Annotated in this window: 21 protein-coding genes; 13 read left to right on the top strand and 8 right to left on the bottom strand. The window is 62.0% G+C overall.

Translation table 11 applies throughout. From position 1 onward, the window contains the following. Nucleotides 1-55 precede the first annotated feature (55 nt). Nucleotides 56-1,333, top strand: coding sequence for a DASH family cryptochrome (locus tag GTP46_RS26030; protein ID WP_161009539.1), 1,278 nt, complete (start codon nucleotides 56-58; stop codon nucleotides 1,331-1,333). Nucleotides 1,334-1,336: 3 nt separating this feature from the next. Here the strand turns inward: GTP46_RS26030 and GTP46_RS26025 are convergent, their stop codons facing one another. The 5 genes from GTP46_RS26025 to GTP46_RS26005 form a co-directional block, all read right to left on the bottom strand. Beyond that, nucleotides 1,337-1,759 carry a BLUF domain-containing protein gene (locus GTP46_RS26025; protein WP_161009538.1) on the bottom strand — a complete coding sequence of 141 codons (423 nt, stop codon included), beginning with the start codon at nucleotides 1,757-1,759 and terminating at the stop codon, nucleotides 1,337-1,339. Nucleotides 1,760-1,772: 13 nt separating this feature from the next. After that, a complete protein-coding gene (gene folE, locus GTP46_RS26020) occupies nucleotides 1,773-2,477 on the bottom strand; it encodes a GTP cyclohydrolase I (RefSeq protein ID WP_161009537.1) in 705 nt (234 codons plus the stop codon). Nucleotides 2,478-2,497: 20 nt separating this feature from the next. Beyond that, entirely contained in the window at nucleotides 2,498-2,971 is a 474-nt protein-coding gene (locus tag GTP46_RS26015) for a TspO/MBR family protein (RefSeq protein ID WP_161009536.1), read from the bottom strand. 145 nt (nucleotides 2,972-3,116) lie between these two features. Next, on the bottom strand, nucleotides 3,117-4,502 hold the full coding sequence (locus GTP46_RS26010) for a sensor histidine kinase (RefSeq protein ID WP_161009535.1): 1,386 nt from the start codon (nucleotides 4,500-4,502) through the stop codon (nucleotides 3,117-3,119). Next, nucleotides 4,495-5,172: a response regulator transcription factor gene (locus GTP46_RS26005; RefSeq protein WP_161009534.1), complete on the bottom strand. Its 678-nt coding sequence runs from the start codon at nucleotides 5,170-5,172 to the stop codon at nucleotides 4,495-4,497. The genes GTP46_RS26010 and GTP46_RS26005 overlap by 8 nt, the downstream gene beginning before the upstream one ends. A gap of 89 nt (nucleotides 5,173-5,261) precedes the next feature. Between GTP46_RS26005 and GTP46_RS26000 the strand changes: the two genes are divergently transcribed. Genes GTP46_RS26000 through GTP46_RS25965 form a run of 8 tightly spaced genes read left to right on the top strand, consistent with a single transcriptional unit; the run spans nucleotide 5,262 to nucleotide 14,527 of the window. After that, on the top strand, nucleotides 5,262-6,428 hold the full coding sequence (locus GTP46_RS26000) for an efflux RND transporter periplasmic adaptor subunit (protein WP_229259100.1): 1,167 nt from the start codon (nucleotides 5,262-5,264) through the stop codon (nucleotides 6,426-6,428). Next, nucleotides 6,425-9,541: an efflux RND transporter permease subunit gene (locus GTP46_RS25995; RefSeq protein ID WP_161009533.1), complete on the top strand. Its 3,117-nt coding sequence runs from the start codon at nucleotides 6,425-6,427 to the stop codon at nucleotides 9,539-9,541. Before GTP46_RS26000 ends, GTP46_RS25995 begins: the two co-directional genes overlap by 4 nt. After that, nucleotides 9,538-11,046, top strand: a complete 1,509-nt coding sequence (locus GTP46_RS25990) for an efflux transporter outer membrane subunit (protein ID WP_202414436.1) — start codon at nucleotides 9,538-9,540, stop codon at nucleotides 11,044-11,046. Before GTP46_RS25995 ends, GTP46_RS25990 begins: the two co-directional genes overlap by 4 nt. A gap of 15 nt (nucleotides 11,047-11,061) precedes the next feature. Next, the gene (locus tag GTP46_RS25985) at nucleotides 11,062-11,466 is read left to right on the top strand and encodes a hypothetical protein (protein ID WP_161009532.1); all 405 of its coding nucleotides are present in this window, start codon (nucleotides 11,062-11,064) and stop codon (nucleotides 11,464-11,466) included. A gap of 5 nt (nucleotides 11,467-11,471) precedes the next feature. Beyond that, complete coding sequence (locus GTP46_RS25980; protein WP_229259099.1) at nucleotides 11,472-12,200, top strand: MipA/OmpV family protein; 729 nt, start codon at nucleotides 11,472-11,474, stop codon at nucleotides 12,198-12,200. Nucleotides 12,201-12,219: 19 nt separating this feature from the next. Continuing rightward, complete coding sequence (locus tag GTP46_RS25975) at nucleotides 12,220-13,050, top strand: alpha/beta hydrolase (protein ID WP_161009531.1); 831 nt, start codon at nucleotides 12,220-12,222, stop codon at nucleotides 13,048-13,050. Nucleotides 13,051-13,055: 5 nt separating this feature from the next. Further along, nucleotides 13,056-13,304: an acyl carrier protein gene (locus GTP46_RS25970; protein WP_161009530.1), complete on the top strand. Its 249-nt coding sequence runs from the start codon at nucleotides 13,056-13,058 to the stop codon at nucleotides 13,302-13,304. Next, a complete protein-coding gene (locus GTP46_RS25965) occupies nucleotides 13,301-14,527 on the top strand; it encodes a beta-ketoacyl-[acyl-carrier-protein] synthase family protein (protein WP_161009529.1) in 1,227 nt (408 codons plus the stop codon). Before GTP46_RS25970 ends, GTP46_RS25965 begins: the two co-directional genes overlap by 4 nt. Here the strand turns inward: GTP46_RS25965 and GTP46_RS25960 are convergent. Then, nucleotides 14,521-15,930: a sensor histidine kinase gene (locus GTP46_RS25960; protein WP_161009528.1), complete on the bottom strand. Its 1,410-nt coding sequence runs from the start codon at nucleotides 15,928-15,930 to the stop codon at nucleotides 14,521-14,523. The two genes, GTP46_RS25965 and GTP46_RS25960, sit on opposite strands and share 7 nt — an antisense overlap. Next, nucleotides 15,923-16,606, bottom strand: coding sequence for a response regulator transcription factor (locus tag GTP46_RS25955; RefSeq protein ID WP_161009527.1), 684 nt, complete (start codon nucleotides 16,604-16,606; stop codon nucleotides 15,923-15,925). Before GTP46_RS25955 ends, GTP46_RS25960 begins: the two co-directional genes overlap by 8 nt. Before the next feature lie 103 nt (nucleotides 16,607-16,709). Between GTP46_RS25955 and GTP46_RS25950 the strand changes: the two genes are divergently transcribed. The 3 genes from GTP46_RS25950 to GTP46_RS25940 are packed head-to-tail and all read left to right on the top strand — an operon-like array spanning nucleotide 16,710 to nucleotide 22,430. Continuing rightward, nucleotides 16,710-17,852: an efflux RND transporter periplasmic adaptor subunit gene (locus GTP46_RS25950; RefSeq protein ID WP_161009526.1), complete on the top strand. Its 1,143-nt coding sequence runs from the start codon at nucleotides 16,710-16,712 to the stop codon at nucleotides 17,850-17,852. After that, a complete protein-coding gene (locus GTP46_RS25945; RefSeq protein ID WP_161009525.1) occupies nucleotides 17,845-20,964 on the top strand; it encodes an efflux RND transporter permease subunit in 3,120 nt (1,039 codons plus the stop codon). Before GTP46_RS25950 ends, GTP46_RS25945 begins: the two co-directional genes overlap by 8 nt. Then, on the top strand, nucleotides 20,964-22,430 hold the full coding sequence (locus tag GTP46_RS25940) for an efflux transporter outer membrane subunit (RefSeq protein WP_443093209.1): 1,467 nt from the start codon (nucleotides 20,964-20,966) through the stop codon (nucleotides 22,428-22,430). The genes GTP46_RS25945 and GTP46_RS25940 overlap by 1 nt, the downstream gene beginning before the upstream one ends. On the opposite strand, the gene GTP46_RS25935 is transcribed toward GTP46_RS25940, so the two are convergent. Beyond that, on the bottom strand, nucleotides 22,427-23,434 hold the full coding sequence (locus GTP46_RS25935) for a LacI family DNA-binding transcriptional regulator (protein WP_371869766.1): 1,008 nt from the start codon (nucleotides 23,432-23,434) through the stop codon (nucleotides 22,427-22,429). The two genes, GTP46_RS25940 and GTP46_RS25935, sit on opposite strands and share 4 nt — an antisense overlap. Nucleotides 23,435-23,528: 94 nt before the next feature. On the opposite strand from GTP46_RS25935, the gene rimO reads away from it, so the two are divergent. Next, on the top strand, nucleotides 23,529-24,920 hold the full coding sequence (gene rimO / locus GTP46_RS25930) for a 30S ribosomal protein S12 methylthiotransferase RimO (protein ID WP_161009524.1): 1,392 nt from the start codon (nucleotides 23,529-23,531) through the stop codon (nucleotides 24,918-24,920). Nucleotides 24,921-24,952 lie beyond the last annotated feature (32 nt).

Raw genomic sequence — 24,952 nt, 5'->3', positions numbered from 1 at the left:
ATATTATCGATGACGTTTTTTGGAGTAGCCGCAACGGCAAGCGTCGGAGTGTATCTTGAGTACAGTGCTATTTTGGTTTCGTAACGACCTGCGCCTGCATGATCAACTGGCGCTGCAGCGCGCTTGCGAGGGGGGAGCGCGCCATCTGGTGCCGGTGTTTTGCCTGCCCGATTTAGACGAGCGTAGTCAGTTTGGTTTCGCACGCGTGGGATCGCATCGCCGCGCTTGGCTGGCGGCGGCGCTGGAGGACCTGGCGCAGCAGCTCGAACAGCTGAATTGTCCGCTATTGATTTGCCGGGGTGCTGCCAGCATCACACTGCCAGAACTGGCGCGTGTATTTGGTGCACATCGTGTTGTATGCGAGGAGATCGCGGCACCGCAGGAACAGGCGGAGGTAGATGCGTTGCGGGCGGCTGGCTTGCAGGTGCAGACCATCTGGCAGAGTAGCTTGCTAGATCCGTCTGCGCTGCCGTGGCAAGCGGCGGACTTGCCGGCTTCCTTCACGCCATTCCGGCAAGCGGTGGAACGCGCGCAATTGGCGGCGCCAATGCCATTACCGGCGCCGGCCACGTTGCCACCTTGGCCGTCCGGCATAACGCTGCCACCAGACTTGCTTGCGCTGCCGTTTGCTCCAATGGCGGCAAGTGATGCTCGCTCGTCGCTGGCTGGCCTGACCGGCGCAGAAACTGCGGGCAAGGCGCATCTGGCGCGTTACCTGAAGCGCCAACTGCCAACTACCTACAAGCAAACCCGTAACGGCCTGACCGGCTTGGACTACTCGAGCAAGTGGTCACCCTGGCTTGCCAGCGGTGCGCTGTCGGCCCGCTATATTCTCGATGCGTTGCGGCAGTTTGAGGCGGTGCATGGCGCCAGTGACGGCAGTTATTGGCTATGGTTTGAATTGCTCTGGCGTGACTACTTCCGTTTCCTGCACCTGCAATACGGTAGCCGCTTGTATCGTGGGCGCGGACTTGGCTCACTGCCCACGCCCTCGCATAATGCTTCCGCGTTCGAAAGCTGGTGCAACGGCGCTACCGGTCAACCGCTGGTCGATGCCGCCATGCGCGAGTTGCAAGCGACAGGATATTTGAGCAACCGCCTGCGGCAAGCAGTGGCTAGTTACCTGATCTACGAACTGGATGGCGATTGGCGTGCCGGTGCTGCCTGGTTTGAATCGCAACTGGTCGACTACGATGTCTACAGCAATCAAGGTAACTGGCTATATATCGCCGGCCGTGGCAGCGATCCGCGCGGCGGTCGCCGCTTTAATCTCGACAAGCAGACCGCAGAACATGATCCCGACGGCGCCTATCGCCGTCTTTGGGCGGCCTGAATATTATGCGCGGCCCAGCACAGCGGCCGCGTTCATCAGTTCATCAATCAGCGCTAGCGAACTATCGCCGCCCAGGCTGTAGGGATCAAATTCCGGCAGTGCGGAGTAGCGCAGCAGCGTACCGGGATTGAGTTTATCGAGGTTGGTTTGTCCCATGGTCCAACCGGCGTAGCGGCGTTCGCTGATGTCTTCATAGCGCAGCAGTGTCACGTCGGTGTGGCGCGTGTCGGCCATGATGCGGCCATACAGAAGGTTCACCTGCGCGCGTCCGCCCTCCAGCACTTGCAGGTAGAGACGTTCGTTGTGGCACAACACGCCGGTGATGCCGGCGGCCGGATTATGGCGCCGCGCTTGCTGCAAAATAGCGATGACATCAATATCAGTCTGGACCGCAGGACGGCTGGCATATAGTAGGCGGACGAGCATGGTAACTCCTTGGTCAACGTTTGATGAGCGCGAGGAATTCGCGCCGCAGCGCTGCATCCTTAAGGAAGGAGCCGTGCATCACGCTATTAATCATGCGCGCGTCGTTATCCTTGACGCCGCGCCACTGCATGCAAAAATGATCGGCTTCCATAATAACCGCCAGGCCGTCCGGCTTCACTTTGTCTTGCAGCAGCTCGGCCAGCTGCACCACGGCTTCTTCCTGAATCTGCGGGCGGCTCATGATCCAGCTGGCCAGCCGCGCATATTTCGACAGGCCGATCAGGTTGGAGTGTTGATTCGGCATGACGCCTATCCAAACCTTGCCCATCACCGGACACAGATGATGCGAGCAGGCGCTGCGCACCGTGATCGGACCGATGATCATCAGCTCATTCAAGTGCGAGACGTTGGGGAACTCGGTGACGGAGGGCGCCGCCGTGTAGCGGCCGCCGAACACCTCCTGCAAATACATCTTGGCGACGCGGCGCGCCGTATCTTGCGAGTTGTGATCGTTGGTGGTATCAATCACCAGACTTTCCAGTACGCCTTGCATGCGCAGGCTCACTTCATCGAGCAAGGCATCAAGCTCGCCCGGTTCTATATAGTCGGCGATATTGTCATTGGCATGGAAGCGTGCACCGTGCTGCATCAGGCGAGCGCGGATGCGTTCGGATACCGGTGTATGGTCGGCGCGGTAGGCAATGGCCTGTTCATTCATGATGGTTATTCCGATGAGTGTCATAACACGCTGGGATTGCGCTGCCAGATGCTGAAGCACAGCGCCGTGGCAAAACTGACCCAACCGATGTAAGGCAGCAGTAACGCTGCGGCGACGCGGTCGCGGCGCTTGAATTGGACGATGGTGGCGACGATCATAAGCCACAGCACGATGATGCAGGCGAACGCCCAAGCGCCCTGATGCCACGCAAAGAACAGCCAGCTCCACATTGCGTTAAGAATCAGTTGGCCCACATACAGCTGCAAGGCCGGCGTGGCGTGCTCGGTACGCGCAATGCGCCAGGCTGCCACCGCCATCAGCAGGTATAACAGTGTCCACGCAGGGCCGAACAGCCATGCCGGCGGCGCCCATGATGGTTGGGAGAGTTGCGCATAAAATACTGGCGCGGAGGCCGATCCAGCGGCGCCCAGGGCAGCAAAGCAGGCTGTCACAGTAATCCAGCCCAGGAGGGAAAAGGCAGTACGCAGAGTCATATCGGCTTAAAAGCGGTAGTAAAGGGCGAGGCGGCCGGGCGGCGACAAGCTGATGGTACTACCATCAAATAAAAAAAGCTACTGATGAGTAGCGAATATTTACCGGTGAGTATTAATAATAGTCCATTCACAGTCTGAGGCAGGTTTATGTCTGCTGGAACCTGACCTGCACCCGCGTGCCGCGATTCCAGGTGCCTGACGTGATGCTCAGCTGCGCACCGTGGCGGGCAGCGATTTCGTAGGCGATGGGTAGCCCCAGTCCACAGCCGCCGGCCATCTCGCTGGTGCTGCCGCGATAAAAACGTTCCAGCACCAGGCCGCGCTCCGCTTCCGGAATGCCGGGGCCATCGTCGTCTACCGAAAGCGTGACCGGGTTGTCTTCGAGGATGAGCGTTACTGTGCCACCGGCAGTCTGGTAGCGAATGGCGTTGTCTATCAGGTTGCCGATCAACTCGCGCAGCAGATTGCTTTCGCCGGTAATCGTGAGGCCGTGTTCCGGGCCTTCGTAGCCAAGATCGATTTCCTTTTCCAGCGCGCTGTCGGCCCAGCGTTCGACTTCCTGGCGTGCGATATCGGCCAGGTCAAGCTGCGCCAGTTTCAAATGCTTTTCCGTTTGCTGTTCTGAACGCATTAGCGTCAGTAACTGGTGGGTGACGTGGTGCAGGCGCGTGACCGCGCGGTGCACATCATCCAGCGCCTCGCTGTGTTTGAGTGGATCGCGTTCACGCGATACGCGCTGGGTCTGGATCTGGAGTGTCGCCAGCGGTGTACGCAGCTGGTGCGCGGCGTTGGAGATGAAGCGCTTTTGCGATTCCTGCTCCGTGCCCAGCTTCGCCAGCAAGCCGTTGATGGCGCTGATGAGTGGCGCGATTTCGGCAGGCATACGTTCTGCGTCGGCGATCGGCGTCAGGCTGCCGGTTTCATACGCGCCCAGATGCGCCGCGACGCTGTCCACTTTTCTCAGGTTGCGCGTCACCGCCAGCCAGATAAAGGCCGCTGCCAGTACCAGCACGCCGATTTGCAGCGGCGCCCATTGCGAAAAGATTTTGGCGGCCACGCTTTCGCGCTTATGCATAGTCTCTGCGACCAGTATGCGTACGGTGTCGTTGATGCCGTCGGGCGCCGGCCAATCAATGGCAACAACGCGCACCGGTTGGCCGTCCGCGATCGCGTCGTAGAATTGCGGCTTGGATTTCAGCATGGGCGGAGGTGGCGGCGGCAGCTCCGCGTTACCCAACAAAAGTCCTTGCTGCTGCGAGGTGGCTTGCCAGTAAATGTGGTCGACCCGGTCCCATTCAAACATCTGGATCGCGGTGACCGGCAGTATCAGCTTGACTTCCCGGCCATCGCTCTTGACTTGCGAGGCCAGCGTCATCGCCGAATCGAGCAGCCATTGGTCGTGCACCTGATAGCCCACCTGCCGGGCAATCAGCATGCCGCCCGCGCCGCCCAACCCCAACACGGCCAGCAGCGGGATCGCCAGATGGATCAGTAGCTGCCGCCGCAGGCTCAGTTGTGCAGGCTTATTCATGCTGCGCCTGTTCCAACCTGTAGCCAAGACCACGCAACGCACGTATCAGCGTTCGCGATTCGGCCTCCGCTAATTTGCGGCGCAAGCGGCTGACAAAGACTTCGATCATGGCAGGATTCTTTTCATCGGCATGGTCGTAGATTTCATCGACGAACTGCGACTTGCTCACCACACGCCCGGGACGGCGCAGCAGCAGGCTGAGGACCGATGCTTCGGCTGCCGTCAGCGAGAGCTCGCGGCCGTGGATGCTGGCTTGCTTGGAGGCGGGTTCGAAGGTGATATCGCAAAACTGGATACGTGATTCTTGTGGAGCGCCGCGCCGCAGCAGGGCGCGGATGCGCGCTTCCAGTTCGGGCAGCGCGAACGGTTTGGCCAGGTAGTCGTCGCCGCCTGCATCGAGGCCGGACACGCGGTCGTCCAGGTCGAAGCGCGCCGTCAGGATCAGCACCGGTGCGCTCATGCCGACGCGGCGCAGGCGGCGCAGCACTTCCAGTCCATCCATGTCGGGCAGGCCGAGGTCCAGCACCAGCAAGTCGTAGGCGGTGCGCTTGCAGGCCGCAATCGCCGACTCGCCATCGAAGACGACATCGGTGACGTAGTCAGATTGCGCCAGGGAGCTGCTCAATCCGTGGGCGAGTTCGCGGTCATCCTCAACGAGCAAAATTGGCATGGCAAGGTTCAGGCAAGGTTGGCTGGGTATTATCAAGCAATGCAACGCTGGCAATGCGCCGCATCATTGTAACTGACACGAGTAACGGCATGAACATGAAAAAAACGCCGGTCGTCATCGCCTCCCTGGTTTTGGCGGGGGCGGTTGCGATCGGATATCACTTGTATCTGCAGCAGCCGGCGATGGCTGCCACACAGCCTGCAGCGACGGCGCCGGGGAATCCGGATGAACTTCAGTATCCCAACGGCGCAGCGCAGCTGGCGATGATCAGCGCGCAGGTGCTGCCGTCGGTTGCTGTGCCGGCCGGCGATGCACTTAGCGCGCGCGTGGTGTACGACGAAGATGTCACCGCGCGTTTGGGCGCCAGCGTGGCTGGCCGCGTGATGGCCATCAAGGCGGCGCCTGGCGACAAGGTGCACGCCGGTCAGGTGCTGGCCGAAATCGATTCGCCGGATTTCGGCGCAGCGCTGGCGGATTTGGGCAAAGCGCAGGCCGACGAAGAGCGTAAGCGGCAGGTGTTTGAGCGCGCCAAGGAGCTAGGGCCCGGCGAAGCCGTCGCCGCCAAGGACTGGGAGGCCGCGCAGGCCGACTACTTGCAAGCGCGTGCTGAAACCGTGCGTGCCGCGCAGCGCGTCAAGAATATCAATCCCCACGGTCTGCATTTGCCGGGCCAGCGCTTTGCCGTGGCCAGCCCGATGGATGGCGTGGTGGCCGAGCGCGCGGTGACGCCGTCGCTGGACGTCGGTCCGGGCATGGCGTCGCCGATGTTCGTGGTGACCAACCCGCGCCGACTGTGGCTGCTGATCGATGTGCCGGAATCCATGCTGTCCAGCGTTACGCTGGGCACCGGCGTTGATGTTGAAAGCGACGCCTTCCCGGGCGAGCATTTCAAGGCCGAGATTACCCAGCTTGGGCAGACCGTCGATCCGAACACGCGCCGCGTGGTGGTGCGTGCGCGCCTCGATAACCCGGCTGGCAAACTGCTACCGGAGATGTTCGTACGCAGCACGCTGCTGCATGCGCAGGGCAGTGCGGTTAAAGTGCCTAACAGCGCGCTGGTCAATCGCGGCTTGTACAACTACGTGTTCGTGCAGACCGGCGCCGGACATTTTCAGCGCCGTCAGGTAAAAATGCTGACGCATGGCGGTGACGCCAGTTATCTCGGCGAAGGCGTTAAGGGCGGCGAAAACATCGTCATCAGCGGCGCCTTGCTGCTGGATGCGGAAATGGGCACCCGCGCAGGTGGCGCGCCGTGATTGACCGCTTGATCGTTTTCGCGCTGCGCCAGCGCGTGTTTGTAATGGTGCTGGTGTGTGCGCTGGTGGGATTTGGCTTGTACGCTTTGTCCAATCTGCCGATTGAAGCTTTTCCCGATGTGCAGGACGTGCAGGTACGCGTGATCTCGCAGCTGGCAGGGCAGGCGCCGGAAGACATGGAACGCACGGTAACGCTGCCGATTGAGCGCGAGGTGGCCGGCGTTCCTCACTTGATCAACGTGCGTTCGGTGACGATGACCGGCCTCTCGATCGTCACTCTGACGTTTGATGACGATACCGACAACTACTTCGCGCGCCAGCAAGTCACAGAAAAACTCGCCACCGTCACGCTGCCTACCGGCGTGCAACCGCAGCTGGCGCCCTTGTCCACTGCCGTCGGTGAAGTGTATCGCTACGCGGTGGAAGCGCCGCGCGGCATGCCGGAAGCGGACATTCGCACCCTGCAGGACTGGACCATCCGTCCCGCGCTGCGCATGACACCGGGCGTGGCGGATGTGGTGAGCTTTGGTGGCGCGATCAAGGAATACCAGATCGAGGCCGATCCCTTCCTGCTGCAAAAATATCAAATTACGCTGGATCAGCTGAACCAGGCCATCGGCAACGGCAGCGGTAGCGCCGGCGGCGGCTTGTTGAAACTTGGCGATGCATCGCTGGTGGTGCGTTCCGCTGGTTTGTTCAAGGACATGGCCGATATGCGCCGGGTGGTGATCGCTTCCCGCCAAGGCCGCGCCATCATGGTGGGCGATGTGGCCACAGTACGCGAAGGCGAACGTCCGCGTTTCGGCATCGTTGCCGCTGATGCGCGCGACAGTATCGTCGAAGGTATCGTCTCCATGACCAAGGGTGGTAATCCATCCAAGATCAATGCCGACCTGAAGGAACGTATCGCACAGCTGCAAAAGCGCTTGCCGGCCGGCGTACGCATCGTGCCGATATACGATCGCACCGACCTGGTTCACCACACGGTAAAAACGGTGGCGGAGAACCTGGTCACCGGTGCGTTGCTGGTCATCGCGATTCTGGTGGTGTTCCTGTCCAGCTGGCGCGCGGCGCTGATCGTGGCGACCGTGATTCCGCTGGCGCTGCTGTTTGCCTTTATCTTGATGCATGCGCGCGGCGTATCGGCCAACCTGATTTCACTGGGCGCGGTGGACTTCGGCATCATCATCGACAGCGCAGTGGTGATCGTGGAAGCGCTGATGGTGCGCATGGCGCTGATGCCGGTGCAAGAGACCAATCCGATCGAGGCGCGTATGCACGTGCTACACCGGACCATGAGCGATATGGCGCATCCGGTGCTGTTCTCGAAGGCGATCATCATCCTGGCCTTTGTACCGATCTTCACTTTCCAGCGCGTGGAAGGGAAGATCTTCACGCCGGTGGCGCTGACGCTGTCGTTTGCACTGGCGGGTGCGGTGCTGCTGACCTTTACCTTGCTGCCTACGCTGCTGTCGTGGACCACACAGCGCAGCCCTCTGGTGGAAAAGCACAGCCGCTGGCTGGCGTGGTTACAGCAGCGCTATCAGGGTTTGCTGGAGTGGGCGCTGGTTCGTTCGCGTCCGGTGCTGTGGATCTCGCTGCTGCCGGTAGTGCTGGCGTTTGCGCTGGCGCCGCGCCTTGGCAGTGAATTCATGCCCAAGCTGGATGAAGGGAATATCTGGCTGACCATCACCTTGCCGACGTCCGCTGCGCTGGAAACCACCAAACAAGTGGAGCGTTTGATGCGCGCCAAGTTGATGGCTTATCCCGAGGTGGCGCACGTCATCAGTCAGGCCGGCCGCCCGGATGACGGCTCCGATCCCAAAGGGCCGAACAATCTCGAAACGCTGGTGGACCTGAAGCCGCGCGAGCAATGGCGCTTTGCTGATAAGGAGGCGCTGGTGGCTAGTATGTCCGCCAGCCTGGCCGGGATTCCCGGCGTGACTACCAATTTCTCGCAGGTGATCCAGGATAACGTGGAGGAGTCGCTGTCCGGCTTCCGTGGCGAGATTGTGGCCAAAATCAGCGGCAGCAATCTCGATATTTTGGAAAGCAAGGCGCAGCAGCTGGTTGATGTGATACAGGCGATTCCCGGCGCTACCGATGTTGAAGCAACGCATATCGGCGGCCAGAGCGAAGTCGTGGTGACGCCGGACCGTAGCCGTTTGGCGCGTTACGGCATCAGCATCAGCGACGTCAACACCCTGGTCAACGAAGCCTTGTCGGGCGCCGCCGCCAGCAGCTACTTCTCGCAGGACCAGCGTTTCGACGTGGTGCTGAAGATGAATGAGCGTAGCCGCGGCAGCATCGACGCCATCGGCGAACTGCGGCTGGCGGTACCGGGCACGCAGGTGGGCAATGGCCCGGGCACGGTCGCTTTGCGCGAAGTGGCGGATATCGAATTGCGCCAGGGCGTGTCGCGCATCTTGCGCGAGGCCGGCTCGCGCAGCGTCATCGTCAAAATGAATCTGTTGGGCCGCGACCAGGGCAGCTTTATCGATGAAGCTCAGCGCGCGGTGCAGGACAAGGTGAAACTGCCGCCCGGCTATGACATCAGCTGGGGCGGACAATTTGAGAACTCGCAGCGCGCAGCCAAGCGGCTGGCGGTGATTATTCCGCTGACGGTGTTGTTGATGTTTTCGCTGCTGTTCTGGGCCTTCCGCTCGGTGCGACTGGCGGCGCTGGTGCTGGGTATGGTGCCATTCACCATGATCGGTGGGCTGGCTGGGCTAGCGCTGGCGGGGCTGCATTTGTCGGTATCGGCAGCGGTGGGCTTTATCGCGGTGGCAGGCATCTCGGTGCAGAACGGCGTGATCATGGTGGAAGAGGTGATGCAGCGCGTACGTGAAGGTACGGTGGTGGGCCTCGCCATCGTGCAGGGCGCGGCGATTCGCCTGCGGCCGATTTTGATGACCGCGCTGATGGCTGGTATGGGCTTGCTGCCTGCTGCGCTGTCGCATGGTATCGGCAGCGAGACGCAACGGCCATTCGCTTGCGTGATCGTGGGCGGCATCGTTAGCGGCACCGTATTCACGCTGCTGGTGCTGCCGGTTGCGCTGCGCCTGTTTGGGAATTTCTCTGAGCCGGGCGATGCAGCCCGGATAGCGCCATGAAGCCACTCACCCTCATTCGCCGTTGCGGCGTCGCTGCAGCGCTGGCCATGCTGTTCGCCGGCTGCGCTGTCGGGCCGGATTACCAACGGCCTGCGTTGGACCTGCCGCAAGCGTATGCAGACGCGCCGCCGGCGGCTGGACAACGCTACACGCAGCAGGATATCCAGCGCGACTGGTGGACGCTGTTTCAGTCGCCGGTGCTGAACGCGCTGATAGAACAGGCGTGGACTGCTAATCCCGGCATCGAAGCTGCAACGGCTGTTTTGCGCGCAGCGCAGGAAAACGTCTATGCGCAGCAGGGCTATTTTTATCCGTCGGTGCAAGCGGGCTACTCGCCGTCGCGCACCAAGCTGGCAGGTAATCAAGGCGGCAACTCGCCGGGCGTGCAGGGCAACGGCTCGGTGATTAGCACCACCCAGAACACCCCGGCCAGCGAGGGCGGTTCAGCGCCATTCAATGCGCCGGTGATCTATAACTTCCACACTGCGCAGCTGACGGTTGGCTACACGGCCGACGTACTTGGCGCCAATCGCCGGCTGGTGGAATCAGCCCAGGCGCAGCAACAGGTGCAGCGCTTCCAGCTGGAAGCGGCTTACATTACACTGGCTTCCAACATCGTGGCGGCGGCGTTCCAGGACGCCTTGCTGCGGCGGCAGATCGCGCTGGTGCAGGAAACCATCAAGGCCAATCAGGACGCCTTGGCGCTGACGCAGCGTCAACTCAAGGCTAGCTATATCTCACGGCTGGAGTTTGCAGGCCAGCAGGGGGCGCTGGCGCAAGCGCGCCAGCTTTTGCCGCCGCTACAAAAACAGCTCGAACAAAACCGCGATCTGCTGCGCGTGTTGGCCGGTATCCGCAGCGATGGCACGTTGCCCGCATTTGAGTTGGACACATTCCGGCTGCCGCAAGAGCTGCCCCTGACGCTGCCGTCGCAACTGGTGGAGCAGCGGCCGGACGTGCGCGCTGCCGAAGAGCAGCTGCGTTCCGCCAGTGCCGATGTCGGCATCGCCCGCGCGGCGCGCCTGCCGCAGTTCTCGATTACCGGCACGGCGGGCGGCGCCGCTAGCCAGTTCGGCCAGATGTTCTGGAACAGTGGTAAATTCTTCGAGCTGACCGCCAGCGTGACGCAAAGCCTGTTTGACGGCGGTACGCTGAAACACCGCGAAGCCGCCGCAAATGAAACGCTGCGCGGCGCAGTCGCCAGTTATCGCTCCACTGTGGCTGGCGCATTCCAGAACGTGGCCGACGTGCTGCACGCCATCGACAGCGACACGGCGGCGCTGCGCTCGGCCGAAGAGGCCAGCGTTGCCGCGCAGGAGGCGCTGGCACTGACGGAGCGCCAGCACGCAAAGGGTTACCAGGACCGTTTGGCGCTGATCGCTGCTGAACAGAATGTACGCCAGGCCAGCATGGCGCTGGCGCAAGCGCACGCCAGCCAGTTGGGTGACAGCGCGGCTTTATTCCAGGCGCTGGGCGGCGGCTGGTGGCATCGCAACGAGCAGTAGAAATCAGGAGGCATTATGCGTACGACATTACAGGGCGCTCTTTCCATGGCCGTGCTGGCGGCAACGGCGGCAATAGCGGCTATTTCGGCGGGCTGCGCGAGCAAGCAGCCTATCAGTGCGGTCGACTGGGATCACGGCGCGCGGCGCGGCTGGATCGTGGCGCGCTATACACCGGACGCCATCGGCGCCACCTTGCCACCATGCCTGGCCAACCTGCGGGCCGACGACTACGTCGCGCATCGCTTTGTTAAAGTGCGCTATCGCCAGGGTAAACATTCGCACGACGCGGTGGCTGAATTGCCGGCGGGCGTGCCGCTGGTCGATGGCGAGCAAGTGGAATTGTGGCCGGCCGATTGCGCTGCAGGCCAGCTTGCCCATATCAGCCGTGTGCTGCCGGTGACGGCTGCCGTCGGCGATTGAACTGTATGCCAGTCAGCCAAGCCCGTATGCGCCGCATCGCACATTTCTTCCGCCTGTGCTTATTACTGGCGCCCCCGGCATATGCACAGCAAGACGAGACATGGAAGCTGGTCGGCGATGTCGGCGTCGGCGTCAATGCCGCGCCGGTAGCGGCCCGCGCGCAATCGAATGGTACGGCGGCGGTGCCGTATCTGAACTTTGATTACGGTCCGGTGTTTGCCCGTATCGACACCTTTGGCGTGAAGGTCGCACCGCTCGGTGCTGGCAGCGTTGAACTGTTGACGCGCGTGCTGTCAGACGGCTACACGCCGCGTAGTGCAGGATGGGATGCAGCGCGCCGCGCGGACTCGCTGCCGCTGGGCGTCGGCACTTTGCAGGTGACATCAGTCGGTGCCTTCATGGTCAATGTGTATCGCGATGTTGGCAAGTCCAAAGGCATGCTGCTCGATACGATGTATGCGGCCGAGCTGCCGCTAGGCCCAGTCACGCTGTATCCGCAGGTCGGCGTTGAGCATCGTTCGGCAGCGTATGTACGATATTACGCGTCGGACCGCGCGGGTGCGTCAAATAATACCTTCGCAGCGATCTTCGCCGAGATACAACTCACCAGCAAATGTTATGTTAATCTTAATTTGCGCCGAACATGGCTGGGCAGAGCAATAGGCGACAGCCCGCAAGTACGGCGCTCCACGCTGGACAGCGGCCTGCTGGCAGTGAGTTACCGCTTCAACTAGAACGACAATCGGGGAATAGATGAAAACAATGACTTTGCCGGGCGGTGAACATGCCGTACTGGCGCTGCATGGCTTGCTCGGGAATCCGCTGGAGATGCAGTATTTGGGAAAACGGTTGCAGAAAGCCGGCTACACGGTGGTTATCCCGCTGATACCCGGCTACGGCTACGCCACCGGGGCAGGGCAGTCGTACCGCACCACGCGCTACCAGGACTGGTATGAAGAAGTTGCGCGTCACTTCGACGCCTTGAAGGCTACGCATAAAACGGTTTCGCTGGCAGGCCTGTGTATCGGTGCGGTGCTGGCCTTGCGGCTGGCGATTGAACGTGGCGATGAGGTGGCCGGTTTGTCGCTGCTTTCGACCACGCTGGCCTATGACGGCTGGAGCCTGCCGTGGTACCGCTTCCTGCTGCCGCTGGCCTACTACACGCCGGCGCGCTATCTGTATGCGTATCACGAGCGCCATCCGTATGGTCTGAAGAACGAAAACCTGCAGCGCTGGATCGCGCGCGAAATGAAGGTGAGTGGCTCGTCGGCGGCCGGTGCGTCGCGCTTGTCCGCTGAAGGCATCTTCCAGGCGCACCGCCTGATCAAGGAAGTGCGGCGCGGCTTGCCGCAAGTGCGTACGCCATCCTTGATCATTCATGCGCAAGAGGACGACGTGGCTAGCCCGCGCAGTGCGGATTTCGTTCAGTCACAGATCAGCTCTGACTTCTGCCGCAAAATCATTTTGGACAACAGCTATCACATCATCACGCTGGACAACGAGAAGGAGCGCGTGGCCGATGAGTCGATCGCATTCTTTGACCGTCACGCCCCGGCATTCCACCAACATCTGAAAATCGCTTAATCATCATGACTACTTCTTTACCTGTTGTTATCAATCTGCTGGCAAAAAGCCTGGAAGTCGCACCGGAGTCGATTACCGGAGAAACCGAACTGGAAAGCCTGGGGGCGGATTCCCTGACCGTGATCGAAGTGATTTTCGATCTTGAAGAGCATTTCAACATCCAGGTTGGCGACGAGCGCCCGGATCTCAAGTGCGTGCAAGACATCGCCGATCAGATCGACCGCCGCATCGCCTCGCAAGTGGCAGCACCATGAGCACGCAGCGCGTGGTGATTACCGGCCTCGGTGCGATCTCCGCGCTGGGCGTTGGTGCCAGCCGCAATTTTGACCAAGCCTTGCAGGGCCAGAGCGGCATTCACTTGCTGGAGCTACCCGGCCAGCACCAGCGCGCTCGCATTCCGGCGGCGCAGATCCGTTTTCCTTTGCCGGATTTGATCAGGGCTGCCGAACATGCGCTGTTTGACCGCCACGCTTTGCTTGGCTGGTCCGCCGCCACTGAAGCGTTGGAGCAGGCCGGCATACAGGCCGGCGATGAGCGCAGCGGCGTGTTTTGGGGCTCCGGCATGGGTGGTGCAACGACAGTGGAAGCGGGCTATGTCGATCTGTTCGTCGAAGGGAAGTCGCGTGTGCGCCCGATGTCGGTGGTAGCGGGCATGAACAATGCTGCGGCTTCGCAGATTGCCTTGCGCAGCCAGTTCAAAGGTACGGTCAGCAATTACAGCAATGCCTGCGTGTCGTCCGCGCAGGCGATCGGCGAGGCTTATCGCCACATCCATCATGGCTATGCCGACCGTGTGCTGGCTGGCGGCTCGGAGGCTTTGCTCAGTTATGGCGTGGTCAGTGCGTGGGATGCACTGCGCGTGCTGGCCGGCGCGGATAGCGGCAATGTCGCGCGTTCCTGCCGTCCGTTTTCTGCCAACCGCAATGGCCTGGTGCTGGGCGAGGCATCGGCGGCGGTGGTGCTGGAGTCGCTGGAGTCGGCGCAGCAGCGTGGCGCTACGATTCTAGCGGAGCTGGTCGGCTATGGCGCCAGCAATGACGCCACCCACATCACCAAGCCTGACGCGGATGGCCAGCGGCGGGCGATGATGATGGCGTTGCGGCACGCCGGGTTGGACGTCTCGCAGATTGGCTATATCAACGCACACGGCGCCGGCACGGCGGCGGGCGACCTGACAGAAACGCAGTCGATACGCCAGACCTTCGGCGCGGCTGCGGATAAGCTGATGGTTAGCTCGACCAAGGCCGTCCACGGACACACGCTGGGTGCTGCCGGTGCTTTGGAATTCGTGATGACGGTGCAGGCGCTGGCTAGCGGCTCGGTACCGCCGACGGCCTTCCTCGACCAGAGCGATGCGGAGTGCGACCTTGATTACGTGCCGCTGCAAGCGCGTCACGGGCAGGCGATGCAAGCTGCGATGTCCAATTCCTTTGCCTTCGGTGGCAGTAATGTGTCGTTGATTGTGCAGCGTTATTGAGGTGGTTGTGATGGCAGGCGCATGCTGAAAAGTGCGCCGCCGTTTGCTTGATTGCTTACTTCGATGCGGCCGCCGTGGGCTTGCATGATGGCCTGCGACAGCGCCAGCCCAAGGCCGAAGCCATCGACTTCCCCCGCGCGCGGGCGTGAGCCGCGGAAGAATCGGTCGAAGATGAAGGGCATCTCCGCTTCGTTCAGTCCTGTGCCTTGGTCGGCGATGGTAAGCAGGGCGCCGCCGCTATCTTCCTGTAGGCGCAGCGTAATGCTGCTGCCCTGCGGCGAGAACTTGATGGCGTTGTCCAGCAGGTTGCGCAGCACCAGTCCAAGCGGGCCAAGGTCTACCTGCTGCGTTGACTGTAGCTCGTTGATCAGCACCAGTTCTACCTTGCGTTCATCCGCCACAACGCGCATGCGCTGCAGCGCATCGGTCGCCAGTTTTTCCAGCGTCCCCAGTTCGGATGGTGCGCGTTCCTGGCCGGCATCCATGCGGGCCAGCATCAGCAACTCTTCCACTAGCATAGTCAGGCGCTCGACTTCGTCGAGACAGGAGCGCAGCGCGCTGACATAGGATTCGCTGTCGCGCGGCCGGCGCAGCGTGATTTCAATTTCCGCCCGCAGCCGTGATAACGGCGAGCGCAATTCATGCGAGGCGTCGGCGGTGAAGCGGCGCTGCACTTCAAACGCCTGCTCGATCCGGCCCAGCATGGCGTTCAGCGTATCAACCAGATGGCCGATTTCGTCCTCGCCGCCGGGGCGGGGCAGGCGCTGGTGCAAATTGCTGTCGCCGATATGGTGGGCCTGGTCGACGATGTTATCGATTGCGACGAATAGTTTGCTGGACAGGCGCGCACCGGCCCAGCCCACCGCCGCCAGCAGCGCTACCGCCATTGCAGCAAACAGCATGGCCGCCGATTGCACGATGTGGTTGGCGTCATCCAGCGAGCCCGCCACCTGTACCGCATAGCGCTGGCTGTGCGCCAGCGAGGGCAGGGACACCATGCGCAGCGGCTCCTCGCTGGTATCTGGCAGCGTCTGGAACACGGTTTCACCAGCCGCCAGTTGCGACAGCAGCGATGCCGATACCGGTAGCTTTTCCGATCCGAGGTTGGCGCTGCGTGCGAGGATTTTTCCGTTGCCGTCAATGATCTGCACCAGCCGGTCCAGCCGCGTCAGCGAAGGCGGCGCACTGCCGCTCGGTGCTTCGTGGATGCGCACCGTGGCGCCGTCGCCTCCGCCATCCGCCAGCATTCCCAGTTCGGTTTCGGCGAGGGCCAGCAGCGCTGCATCCAACTGGCGATTGACCGATTGCGACAGCACCCACCAGCCAGCAGCGGCGGTCGCGCCGATGGCGGCCAGCACTGCCAGCAAGTGCACCAGCACCAGCCGCCGGCGCAGGCTAAGCACCTTGATGCTCCGGTAGCGCGAGACGGAAGCCGCGCCCACGCACGGTGGCGATCAAGGCTGGCTGGCCCGGCGCGTCGACTTTGCGGCGCAGGTTTTTGATATGGACGTCCATCAGGTTGTCGATGGCGATCAAGTCGGCGTGCCAGACGTGTTCTGCCAACTGCTGGCGGCTGACCACCGTGCCGGTGTTTTTCATGAACAGTTCGAGGATGGCGTATTCCTTGGGCGTGAGATCGAGTTTGGCGCCGGCCCGTGCCACCACGCGGCTGCGCAGGTCCAGCATCAAGTCGCCCACTTGCAGCGCCGCCGGCTGCGCGCGTTCCACTCGCCGCAATAGGGCGCGCACGCGTGCCAGCAGCTCGTCGAATACAAAAGGCTTGGTCAGATAATCGTCGGCTCCGGTATTCAGACCGGTGATGCGGTCGGCCACGGTGTCGCGCGCGGTCAGCATCAGGACCGGCAGCGTCTCGCCGGTATCGCGCCATTCGGCGCACAGGGTGACGCCGTCCTTCCCCGGCATCATCCAGTCCAGGATAACCATGTCGAAGCGCGATAGCGCATGGGTGCTGGCTTCCTCGGCCGAATGGGCGACCGTCACCGCGTAGCCTTCTTCTTCCAGGCCACGGGCCAGCAGCCTTGCTGCCTTGTGATCGTCTTCTACCAACAGGATGTGCATGGCCCAGAGTATAGCAGTGCTGGCGGCGGCCTTTCCTGAAGAAGAATTCAGGATGCAGTGCACAAAAAATAACTAATATGCAGGCATTAAAAAGGATCTCGCCATGACAACAACAACGTTGAAGAATTTTTATCTACCTTGTGCGCTCGCGATTGGCGCCGCAGCGCTGATAGGCTGGAACGTGGTCGGCCTGCAGGCGCACGAAGCATCCACTCCTGCACCGGAACCGGCACTGGTGCATGAAGGCGATTTGCTGCGACTGCCGCAAAAATCGCCGCTGCGCCGCTCACTGGTGGTGCAGGCCGTGGTCGATCAATCGGTGCAGGCGCCGTTCGTGCTGCCGGCGACAGTGGAAGCCGATCCGGCGCGGCTGGTGCGCGTACTGCCGCCGCTGGCCGGTCGCGTGATCCGTCTTAACAAACAACTGGGCGATGCGGTAAAGGCCGGCGAGGTGCTGTTTGTGATGGACGCTCCCGATTTCGCGCAAGCCAACGCGGATGCCACCAAGGCGCAATCTGCATTGACGCTGGCGCGCCGCAATCTGGAACGCCAGCGCGAGCTGGATAAGGCGGACATCGCCGCCGGCCGCGATCTGGAACAGGCGCAAAGCGACTACGAACAAGCCGCGAGCGAAGCCGCACGTGCCGCTGCCCGCCTCACGCAGGCCGGCGGTGCGGCAGGCAATGCGGTCGCCGGGGGCAAGCTGGCGGTGCGTTCGCCGATCTCCGGCCGCGTGGTCGCACTGGCCGCAGCCGAAGGCGCGTACTGGAACGACGCCACTGCGCCGTTGATGACGGTAGCCGACTTGTCGCGCGTGTTCGTCAGCGCCAATGCGCAGGAAAAGGATTTGCCGCAGCTGTACGTCGGCCAGCAGGCCAGCATCAAGCTTGATGCGTATGCCGAACCGCTGAAAGGGCAGGTGGGCTATGTGGGCGAGATGCTGGACGCCGACACCCGCACGGTCAAGGTGCGCCTGCCGTTCGATAACCGTGATGGCCGCCTCAAGCCTGGCATGTTTGCGGAAGCCACGCTGCGTGCGCGTGCCCATTCCGGCATCGTGGTGCCAATGTCCGCCGTGATCCAGAGCGGCTTCGCCAGTCGCGCCTTTGTCGAGGTCAAGCCTTGGCAATTCCAGGCGCGCGAATTGAAGCTGGGTGCGCAGATCGGCGAGCAAGTGGAAGTGTTGGCCGGCCTGAAGGCGGGCGAGCGTATTGTGGTCAAGGATGGAGTACTGCTGAATGATTGAGCGCCTGGTTACCCTGTGCTTTAACCGCCGGGGCATTGTTTCGCTGATTTTCCTGATGGTGGCGCTGTATGGCGCTTACTGCTGGACGCAGCTGCCGCTGGAGGCTTATCCAGATATCGCTGACACTACTTCGCAGGTAGTCACGCAGGTCAATGGCCTGGCCGCTGAAGAAGTCGAGCAGCAGATTACCATCCCGCTGGAGCGCGAGATCATGGGCACGCCCGGCATGCACGTGATGCGCTCGAAGTCGACCTTCGGCCTGTCGCTGATTACCGTGGTATTCCAGGACGGCGCCGAAGATTACTGGTCGCGCCAGCGTTTACAGGAGCGTATCTCCGGCGTCAGCCTGCCTTACGGCGCGCAGCCGACGCTGGATCCACTGACCTCGCCAATCGGCGAGATTTACCGCTACACGCTGGAATCGAAGACGCACGACCTGCGCGATCTGTCCGAACTGCAGAAGTGGAAAGTGATCCCACGCCTGAAACAGGCAGCGGGCGTGGTCGATGTCAGTAATTTCGGCGGCCTGACTACGCAGTTCCTGCTGGAGTTTGATCCGGCCAAACTGTCCAAGTACAACCTGTCGCTGGCGCAGATTACGCAAGCCATCGCCGCCAACAACGCCAATGCCGGCGGTAGTGTGCTAACGCGCGGCGAGCAAGGGCTGGTAGTGCGCGGCGTGGGCTTGATCCACAGCCTCGATGACCTGGGCAATATCGTCGTCACACAGAAGGATGGCGTGCCTGTGCTGGTGAAGGATCTGGGCAATGTCACGCTGGGCAATCAGGAACGCCACGGTGTGCTGGGCAAGGACAATGTGTCCGACACCGTGTCCGGCATTGTGCTGCTGCTGAAGAATGAGAATCCGTCGCGCGTGATCGCCGGCGTGCACGAAGCAGTGCAGGACCTGAACGACCATCTGCTGCCGAAAGGTGTCAAGGTGGTGCCATACATGGACCGCAGCACGCTGGTGGACGCCACCGTGCATACAGTCGGCAAGACGCTGGTCGAAGGCGTGGTGCTGGTGACGCTGGTGCTGGTGCTGTTCCTCGGCAGCCCACGCGCGGCGCTGATCGCGGCGGCGGCGATTCCGGTATCGCTGATGTTCGCCTTTATCCTGATGCAGCATTTTAAAATTCCGGCCAACTTGCTGTCGCTGGGCGCGATCGACTTCGGCATCATTGTCGACGGCGCTATCTTTGTGCTGGAGAGTATCCTGCGCAAACGCGAGGAGCAGCCGGACGGCCTGATGTCCGGCAAGGATGCGATGAAGGCGACCTTGCAAGTGATGCGTCCAACCTTCTTCGGCATGCTGGTCATCATGATCGCCTACCTGCCGCTGTTTGCTTTCCAGCGCATCGAGTACAAACTGTTTTCGCCGATGGCGTTTGCCGTGGGCTTCGCGCTGCTGGGCGCTCTGTTGATGACGATGATGCTGATTCCGGGCATGGCCTTCTGGGCCTTCCGCAAGCCGCGCAAGATTTTCCACAATCCGCTGCTGGAATGGCTGATGCCGCGCTACGAAGCGTTGTTGCAACGGCTGGTAGGTAAATCGCGGCTGGTGCTGGTGTTGGCCGGCGCCACGCTGGCAGGTGTGATTGTGCTGGGCGGCGCCATTGGCCGCGACTTCCTGCCGACGCTGGATGAAGGCTCGATCTGGCTGCAAGTAACGCTGCCGCCGGGGATTTCACTGACCAAGGCCACCCAGATGGCCGACGCGCTGCGGGCAGAAACGCTGAAAGAACCGCAAGTGGCCCACGTGGTCACGCAGCTTGGCCGTAACGACGAAGGCACCGACCCGTTCACGCCATCGCACATCGAATGCGCGGTGACTTTGCATCCGTACAGCGAATGGCCGTCGGGCATGAGCAAGCAAGACCTGATCGACAAGCTGGCCGCGCGCTTCCGCGAGCTGCCGCGTACCGATGTCGGCTTCTCGCAGCCGATGATCGATGGCGTGCTGGATAAACTGGCCGGCGCGCACAGCGACCTGGTAGTGAAAGTGTATGGCGAGGACTTCCACCAGACCCGCAAGCTGGCCAGCGCTGTTGAGCGTTTGCTGCGTACCGTGCCGGGCGCGGAAGACGTGATCATCGACCAGGAGCCGCCGTTGCCACAGGTACGGATTGATGTGGACCGCGCCGCTGCTGCGCGCCTCGGCATCAACGTGTCCGACGTGATGACGCTGATCCAGACCGGTATTGGTGGCAGCCCGGTAGCGCAGGTGTTCGTGGATGACCGCAGCTACGACGTTGCGGCGCGCTTCAGCGGCAATACGCGTAACAACCCGCAGGCCATCGGTGATCTGGTGCTGAATGCAGCCAACGGCGCGCACGTGGCGCTGGCGCAGGTGGCGCACATCCGCTTGTCGGAAGGCGAGACCACCATCACGCGTGAGATGAACCGCCGTCACCTGACCGTGCGCACCAACTTGCGCGGCCGCGACCTGTCGTCCTTCCTGGAAGAAGCACAGTCGCGCATCGAGCATGAAGTACCGTACGACCACGCGCGCTACCAGATCACCTGGGGCGGCCAGTTCGAGAACCAAAAGCGCGCGCAGGCACGCCTGGCGGTGATCGTGCCTGCCGTGCTGGTGCTGATGTTTGTCATGCTGTTCTCGGAGTTCGGCAACCTGCGCCAGCCTGGCCTGATTTTGATGGCGGTGCCGTTGTCGCTGCTGGGCGGGCTGGTGGCGCTGCAAATGCGCGGTATGACATTGAACGTGTCGTCGGCGGTGGGCTTCATTGCGCTGTTTGGCGTCTCGGTGCTGAACGCGGTGGTGATGCTGGCTAACCTGAATCGCTGGCGCAAGCTGCTGCCGGACGATCTGCGCACCTCCGTCATCAACGCTGCGCGCGAACGCGTGCGTCCTGTGCTGACCACTGCGACGGTTGCGGCGCTTGGCCTGGTGCCTGCGGCGATGGCGCATGGTTTGGGCAGCGACGTACAGCGTCCACTGGCCACCGTAGTGGTGGGCGGCCTGGTGACGGCTACCGTGCTGACGCTGGTACTGCTGCCTGCTTTGTATTACCTGATTGAAGACCGCGTCGCACGCCGCGCCCCGCCTGATGGCAAGGTGACGCTGGATGCGGTGGAAGGAGAACACCTGTGATCAAAAAATTTGTACCTGCGGCGCCAGCGCTTGGACTGCTGGCCGCATCGTTGGCTGCACTGCTGTCCGGCTGCGCGGCCGGTCCTGATTATATCCGTCCAACCGTCCCGGTGTCGGCATCGGGCGCAGCGTTGGACCGCTACACCGCCGAACCGCTGGCCGACGTCGCCGACCAGCGCTATACCGTCGGCCAGGACGTATCATCGCGCTGGTGGACGCTGTTTGGCTCCGATGAACTGAATGCGCTGGTGGACGCCGCGCTGGCCGCCAATCCCGATCTGCAAGCGGCGGAAGCGGGCCTGCGCGCCGCGCGCGAAACTGCCGCCGCCCAGCGCGGCGCGCTGATGCCGAGCGTCGACTTGCACTTGCAGCCGACGCGCCAGAAGTTCGCCGATCCGGTGGCCACATCCGCGTCATCAGGCGCGAATTTGTACTCGCTGCATACCGCGCAACTGAACATCGCGTACTCGCCGGACGTCTTCGGCGGCACCCGCCGCACATTGGAAGCCGCCGACGCGCAAACCGACGTGGTGCGCTTCCAGCGCGACGCTGCGCGCCTGACGCTGACCTCCAACCTGGTGCTCGCCGCGATTACGGAAGCTTCGCTGCACGCCCAACTGGACGCAACGCGCACGCTGGTGGACAACGCCCGCAAGCAGCTGGATGCAGTCCGCAAGCAGCAGCGCGCTGGCCAACTGGGTGCAGCTGATGTCGCCGCACAGGAAGCCTTGCTGGCGCAAACGGAAGCTACCTTGCCGCCGCTGGAAAAACAAATGGCGCAGCAGCGCGACTTGCTAGCCGTACTGGCTGGCCGTCTTCCCAGCGACGGCGTCACGCAGCACATGACCTATGCCACGCTGCGCTTGCCGGAGCAATTGCCACTCAGCGTGCCGGCCCAACTACTGGAGCAGCGCCCCGACATCCGCGCCTCCGAAGCGCAGCTGCACGCAGCCAGTGCGCAGGTAGGCGTGGCGCGCGCCGCGCGCCTGCCGAACATCAACCTGACGTCGACGCTGGGCAGTTCGGCTTTGAGCGCGGGCACGCTGTTTAGCGCTGGCACGGGATTCTGGAGTATCGGTGCAGATCTGGTGCAGCCATTGTTCCATGGCGGCGCGCTGAAACACCAGCAGCTGGCGGCGGAAGCCAGCTACGACCAGGCAGCGGCGCAGTACCGCGGCGTGGTGCTGTCGGCATTCCAGAACGTGGCCGATACGCTGTATGCGATTGAAGCCGATAGCCGCGCACTGCGCGCCTTGACGGCGGCTGAGCAGGCGGCTGGGCGCAGCCTCACCATCGCTCAGAAGCAGCGGCAGGCCGGCGCAATCGGCCAGCCGGCAGTACTGCAAGCAGAATTGGCTTACCAGCAGGCCGTATTGGCGCGCATTCAGGCGGAAGCGGCGCGCTATGCCGACACTGTGGCCTTGTTCCAGGCACTGGGCGGTGGCTGGAGCAAGGCGGAAGGCTAGGCCGGCGCGGCCAGCGAACCACGGCGAGTCACCGTCACCGGGAACTCGCGCGTGATTTCGTGCTGGGTGCCGTAGCACATATTCAGCAGCCAGCGCACCGCATTCTGCGTCAGCTGCTGCATAGGGATGCGCACGGAGGTCAGGCCTGGCGACGAGAATTCTGCCGAATAGTCATCGTCATAGCCGATGATGGACACGTCCTTCGGTACACTGATGCCAGCGCGGTGGAAGCAGGACATCGAGCCGATCGCCATTTCATCATTGGCGCAGAACAGGCCAGTGAAACTGCGGCCTTCATTAATTAGTTGCTGCGTCGCGGCGAAGCCACCTTCGCGTGAGAAGTCCGACGGAATCAAACGCACTGCATCGCGCGCAATGCCGTGCCGCGCCAGCTCGTCGAAGAAGCCACGCAAGCGCTCTTCATTGTCCGAGGTGCCAGTCGGGCCGGAAATCACCGCCAGTTGCCGGTGTCCCGCATCCAGCAAGGTGCGCGCCGCCAGCTCGCCGCCGTGATGGTGGTCGGGGCAGAACGACGACGACTCCAGCTCTGTGCTGCGGCGGTTCAGGAACGCCATCTTCGGGTGCATCTTGTGCAGCATCTGCATGTCTTCGTCGAGCAGGTCGTGGCCCAGCACCACGATGCCGTCGCAATCGCGGCCGATCAAAAACTTGACCGCTTCAATCGCTTCCTCGCGCGGCGTGCCGTCGCCGCAACCGGTAGCCACCACCACGTGGCGGCGCATGGCGCGTAGTTCGATGTCAGTTTGTTTAAGGATGGTGCCGTAGTAGGCGCCGAAGAAGGAGGGGGCGAAAATTCCGATCATGCCCAGCGACTGCGCCGATAGCGAGCGGCCGATGGAAGAAGGGCGGAAGTTCAGTTGTTCGATGGCGGCTTGGACTTTTTTCATCGCCTCGGCCGATACCGGGCCGGCGCCTGAAATGGCGCGCGATGCTGTCGACATGCCTACACCGGCGAGCATTGCGACGTCTTTCAGTGTTGCCACACAATCTCCTATAACAATGAGGCGTTAAGTCCATATCCTAACATGGTATAATCGTCGATTGCTCGTAATCTTTGTGACGTTTTAAGCAACCATCATGCAATCGCAACCACTCTCCCGTCTTCCTAAGCCAGCCGCCGGCGCGCCAGCACCTAAAGTGGGCTTCGTATCGCTCGGCTGCCCTAAAGCGCTGGTCGACTCTGAACAGATCCTGACCCAGCTGCGCGCTGAAGGTTACGAGACCGCTAAATCCTACGACGGCGCCGACCTGGTGATCGTCAATACCTGCGGCTTCATTGACGCCGCCGTGCAGGAATCGCTGGACGCCATCGGCGAAGCGCTGGCCGAAAACGGCAAGGTGATTGTGACCGGCTGCCTGGGCGCCAAGAAGGACGCCGACGGTACGGACCTGATCACCAAGATCCACCCGAAAGTGCTGGCCGTCACCGGGCCGCATGCGCTGGGCGAGGTGATGGACTCGGTGCACTTGCACCTGCCTAAACCGCACGAGCCATTCATCGACCTGATTCCGCCGCAAGGCATCAAGCTGACGCCGAAGCACTACGCCTACCTGAAAATCTCGGAAGGCTGCAATCACCGCTGCTCGTTCTGCATCATTCCATCGATGCGCGGCGACCTGGTGTCGCGTCCTATCGGCGAACTGCTGCTGGAAGCGGGGAACCTGTTCAAGTCGGGCGTGAAGGAACTGCTGGTGATCTCGCAGGACACCTCGGCCTACGGCGTGGACGTCAAGTTCCGCACCGGTTTCTGGAACGGCCGTCCAATCAAGACCCACATGACGCAGCTGATGGAAGCACTGGGCGAGCTGGCCAAGTCCTACGGCGCGTGGGTGCGTATGCACTACGTCTACCCATACCCGCACGTGGACCAGGTGATCCCGCTGATGGGCGAGCATATCCTGCCTTACCTCGACATCCCGATGCAGCACGCGCATCCTGATGTGCTGAAGCGCATGAAGCGTCCGGCCAGCGGCGAGAAAAACCTGGACCGCATCCTCGCATGGCGCAAGATGAATCCGGACCTGACCATCCGCTCGACCTTCATCGCCGGCTTCCCTGGCGAGACCGAAGCGGAATTCGAGTACCTGCTGGACTTCCTGAAAGAAGCGCAGATCGACCGCCTGGGTTGCTTCGCCTACTCGCCGGTAGAAGGCGCAACCGCCAATGAACTGGCCAATCCAGTGCCGGAAGAAGTGCGCGAAGAGCGCCGCGGCCGCGTTATGCTGCTGCAGGAAGAAATCTCGAAAGCGCGCCTGAAAGCGAAGGTCGGCAAGACCATGCGCGTGCTGATTGATGAAGTCAACCGCACCGGTGGTGTAGGTCGCTCGGCCGCAGACGCGCCGGAAATCGATGGCGTGGTGTACGTCAAGCCACCATTCGAACCGCACAAGAAGCTGGTGGTTGGCCAGTTCGTTGACGTGAAAATCACGACTTCGGATGCACATGACATGTGGGGTGAGGCGCTTTAAGCGATTCATCCACTATAATAAAGGCGGACTAG

The organism is Duganella flavida (genome assembly GCF_009857445.1).
GTDB lineage: Bacteria > Pseudomonadota > Gammaproteobacteria > Burkholderiales > Burkholderiaceae_D > Rugamonas > Rugamonas flavida.
This window is presented reverse-complemented; position numbering and strand designations above follow the sequence as displayed.

Excerpts from the sequence above, each read along its gene's own strand:
- GTP46_RS26015 (WP_161009536.1), bottom strand. The coding sequence starts at position 2,971 with ATGACTCTGCGTACTGCCTTTTCCCTCCTGGGCTGGATTACTGTGACA.
- rimO (WP_161009524.1), top strand. The coding sequence starts at position 23,529 with ATGCAATCGCAACCACTCTCCCGTCTTCCTAAGCCAGCCGCCGGCGCG.
- GTP46_RS25985 (WP_161009532.1), top strand. The coding sequence starts at position 11,062 with ATGCGTACGACATTACAGGGCGCTCTTTCCATGGCCGTGCTGGCGGCA.
- GTP46_RS25955 (WP_161009527.1), bottom strand. The coding sequence starts at position 16,606 with ATGCACATCCTGTTGGTAGAAGACGATCACAAGGCAGCAAGGCTGCTG.
- GTP46_RS25950 (WP_161009526.1), top strand. The coding sequence starts at position 16,710 with ATGACAACAACAACGTTGAAGAATTTTTATCTACCTTGTGCGCTCGCG.
- GTP46_RS26025 (WP_161009538.1), bottom strand. The coding sequence starts at position 1,759 with ATGCTCGTCCGCCTACTATATGCCAGCCGTCCTGCGGTCCAGACTGAT.
- GTP46_RS26000 (WP_229259100.1), top strand. The coding sequence starts at position 5,262 with ATGAACATGAAAAAAACGCCGGTCGTCATCGCCTCCCTGGTTTTGGCG.
- GTP46_RS25975 (WP_161009531.1), top strand. The coding sequence starts at position 12,220 with ATGAAAACAATGACTTTGCCGGGCGGTGAACATGCCGTACTGGCGCTG.
- GTP46_RS26010 (WP_161009535.1), bottom strand. The coding sequence starts at position 4,502 with ATGAATAAGCCTGCACAACTGAGCCTGCGGCGGCAGCTACTGATCCAT.
- GTP46_RS25990 (WP_202414436.1), top strand. The coding sequence starts at position 9,538 with ATGAAGCCACTCACCCTCATTCGCCGTTGCGGCGTCGCTGCAGCGCTG.
- GTP46_RS25980 (WP_229259099.1), top strand. The coding sequence starts at position 11,472 with ATGCCAGTCAGCCAAGCCCGTATGCGCCGCATCGCACATTTCTTCCGC.
- GTP46_RS25945 (WP_161009525.1), top strand. The coding sequence starts at position 17,845 with ATGATTGAGCGCCTGGTTACCCTGTGCTTTAACCGCCGGGGCATTGTT.
- GTP46_RS25970 (WP_161009530.1), top strand. The coding sequence starts at position 13,056 with ATGACTACTTCTTTACCTGTTGTTATCAATCTGCTGGCAAAAAGCCTG.
- GTP46_RS25965 (WP_161009529.1), top strand. The coding sequence starts at position 13,301 with ATGAGCACGCAGCGCGTGGTGATTACCGGCCTCGGTGCGATCTCCGCG.
- GTP46_RS26005 (WP_161009534.1), bottom strand. The coding sequence starts at position 5,172 with ATGCCAATTTTGCTCGTTGAGGATGACCGCGAACTCGCCCACGGATTG.
- folE (WP_161009537.1), bottom strand. The coding sequence starts at position 2,477 with ATGAATGAACAGGCCATTGCCTACCGCGCCGACCATACACCGGTATCC.